Origin of the sequence: Pseudoflavonifractor sp. 524-17 (assembly GCF_009935845.1) — a bacterium.
Taxonomy (GTDB): Bacteria; Bacillota; Clostridia; order Oscillospirales; family Oscillospiraceae; genus Pseudoflavonifractor_A.
Genome location: NZ_QWEK01000103.1, coordinates 1 through 2,789 on the forward strand (window position 1 = coordinate 1; position 2,789 = coordinate 2,789).

At 50.1% G+C, this 2,789-nt stretch carries 3 protein-coding genes; 1 reads left to right on the top strand and 2 read right to left on the bottom strand.

Annotation, left to right across the window (positions count from 1 at the left end; genetic code table 11):
- A partial coding sequence (locus D1159_RS19370; RefSeq protein WP_207709195.1) for a hypothetical protein occupies positions 1 to 243 on the top strand: 243 nt, incomplete at its 5' end.
- Positions 244 to 332: 89 nt separating this feature from the next.
- On the opposite strand, the gene D1159_RS18615 is transcribed toward D1159_RS19370, so the two are convergent.
- Positions 333 to 1,571 carry a M56 family metallopeptidase gene (locus D1159_RS18615; RefSeq protein ID WP_161847084.1) on the bottom strand — a complete coding sequence of 413 codons (1,239 nt, stop codon included), beginning with the start codon at positions 1,569 to 1,571 and terminating at the stop codon, positions 333 to 335.
- A 10-nt stretch (positions 1,572 to 1,581) separates the two neighbouring features.
- A complete protein-coding gene (locus D1159_RS18620) occupies positions 1,582 to 1,941 on the bottom strand; it encodes a BlaI/MecI/CopY family transcriptional regulator (RefSeq protein ID WP_161847085.1) in 360 nt (119 codons plus the stop codon).
- Positions 1,942 to 2,789 lie beyond the last annotated feature (848 nt).

Genomic DNA, 2,789 nt, shown 5'->3' on the forward strand with positions numbered 1-2,789 from the left:
TTAAAACGCTCAATTTATATAATTCCACAAACGGCAAGCAATTCGGGTGTGGCCACACTCCGAAATTTTTGCTGGGCCGCAGGCCCGCAAAAATGCTTGTTGGGGAGCCTCCCCAAACCCGGCTCTTTGGGACAAAATGTCCCAAAGAGGTTGGCTGCGTCACCGCCGCTGTCGCGCCGGTTCCTTATTATTCCGCCCGTCTTTCAGACGGGACAGATGATTGATATTATGGCCTGCCATTGAGCGGAAAAAGGGGGGCGGCACTGTGAAAAGCACCGCCCCAGCTTTGGGACATTTTGTCCCAAAGATACAGTCAAATAGGTTTTACATACTCAATGCTCCGGCGCTTCGATAATTTTTATGCCGTGAGCCTCCGCACCTACATCACCCTCAACATATTCCAGATTAGCCAAATCCTCAACCCGCCACAAGATGTTCTCAGTCATCCTCAACCCGTTGCTTTCAGTTCTCACAGTACCCTCAACATAGTCCAAATCATCCAAATCCATAGTCCGCGAGTCAGTTTCAATCATTCTTATTCCATTGTTTTCAGTTCCCACAGCGCCCTCGACATAGTCCAAATCATCTAAGGAAACTTCCCGGCCATCGTCAGCGGACGCGGCGGAGGTAGCAAAGCCAGTAGTCACGCCGACAATCAGAGCCACAGCCAGAACGAGAGAAAACATAGATGTTTTTTTCATTTTCATAATTGCAGTTATCCTTTCTTCAATCGCGTTTTTATTAAAGTTGTTGCACAGCGGGGTCAAGCCGCTCCGGGTTTCTTCCATGCTGATTAGTGTCCGCGCATAAGCCGCCCTTGTGTTTTCCCCAAAAAGCCGGACGACAGCCTCATCACAAGATAGCTCAATATCCCGGTTTGCGAGAATATACATAGCCCACACCAAAGGATTGAACCAATGCACACACAGTACCGCAATCAGCACTAATTTTGTGATGCTGTCAAAACGCCGGATATGCACATATTCGTGCGCCAAGACGTATTGCAGTGCCTTTGTATTTTCCCATTCGGTAGACATTGGCAACAAAATCACCGGACGGAATACGCCGTAAGTGAGCGGGGCAGAAAAGCGGCTGGACTGCCGAACTGAAATGGAGCGTTTCAGCCGATGGCTTTTCAACCAGTTTTGAATAAAGCCGTTGTCTATCGGCAAGGACGTTTGAAATTCTTGCCGGCACTTCCAGTATGCGATGGCAAAGACCAAAGCGCAGACCAGCACGCCAACAGCCCAAACAATCACCCACACAGAGACGGGACTTGCGGCATTTGAAATATTGCCGGGCATAGTAGCCATTTGCCCTGCTATTTCAGTCGGCAACATTCCAGCAACCTGCGGGCCTTTTGTGGTGGGTACTGCGGGTGTATGATTGCCAATCAGCGAATACACACTAAACGCAGAAGGGACGGAGAACGGGAGCAAAAGCCGCGCAACCACTATTCCCCAGAGTGCTAAAAAAGTTTTTTTGGGTAACAGGTTGACTGCCAGGGCGCGTATAACGATAATTGCCAAAATCATCACAGCTCCCGCAAAACTCATTTGCAATAGGCTCATTTGCACCACCTCACTCCAAATCACCGACAATCTGTTTCAGCTTTTCGATCTGCGCGGCAGTTAATTTTTTCCGCCCCAGCAGGGCCGCGAACAGCTTGTCGGCGGAGCCGTCATACACCTTGTTAATCAGCTCGTTCGTTTCCGCCTCCTGCACATCCTCTTTCGGCACAAGCGCATGGCACATGAAACCGGGCTCGGAGCGTTCAATCGCGCCTTTTTTGATACAACGCTTGATTAGGGTATAGGTCGTATTGACATTCCAGCCCAACTCCTCGGTCAGCAGTTTAGCGATATATTTTGCGGGAACATCGCCATCGCGCCAAAGGACAGACATCACTTTCAACTCAGAGTCGAAAAGTTTAATATCCATTCAATCACACCTCCTTTTAAGACTGTAGTAGTGGCTACAAGCAAATACTACCACAGTCTTAATCTCTTGTCAATACTACTTTGGTCTTAAAAATAAAAAAGTGCCGCTCCAGCTTTGGGACAAAATGTCTCAAAGTACAGCCGCCCCATGTTAGCTTTTGTGGAACAAATAGGGCGCAGGACATATAAACATACCACCCCTCTGCCGAACGCGCCCCGAAACCCTTGATACAAGCGGCTTTCAAACGCCTAAATGCTAACAGTCCAGCCATGGAAAATAAGCGGTTTTTACAGCGCGTTCAACCCAATCCCCCCGCCCTTTCCCATTCATGGGAAAGGGGGCGGCTCTGGAGGATATATCCCCCGCCGCGCCGGAGGGGTAGCACAGCCGGGGCAGACCGTCAAGGGCAAGCCGCCGCAAGCGGCGGTGCTACGCACCCTTGACCGCATACTCCCGGCTGTGCTCAATAGTAGGCGGCGACGGGGGATATACCACCAGAGCCCCTATGTAAAAATGCGCGGGGACAACGATTGCTTTGGGACATTTTGTCTCGAAGTCACTACCCGATAGTTATACTTTGCGGATGGAATGGCCGGGGTCTGCTGGGGGCCGCCTTGATAACCAAAACAGGGCGGCCCCCAGTGGACTCCGGCCATATCGCGCAAAAACCGCCGCTTTGAGTTTTCCCCAATAGCGGCGGCCTGGTGTAGTCTGGTGTAGGTTGGCTCCATTCTTTAGGTGTCGTGTTATTATGCCCTTGTCAAATACACTAAAAGGAGTAGCAAACAAACGGTATACACCAGAGTTCAAGAAAAAGGTCATAGAAACTATGCTGCAGGAAAAATTAA

Excerpts from the sequence above, each read along its gene's own strand:
- D1159_RS18620 (WP_161847085.1), bottom strand. The coding sequence starts at position 1,941 with ATGGATATTAAACTTTTCGACTCTGAGTTGAAAGTGATGTCTGTCCTT.
- D1159_RS18615 (WP_161847084.1), bottom strand. The coding sequence starts at position 1,571 with ATGAGCCTATTGCAAATGAGTTTTGCGGGAGCTGTGATGATTTTGGCA.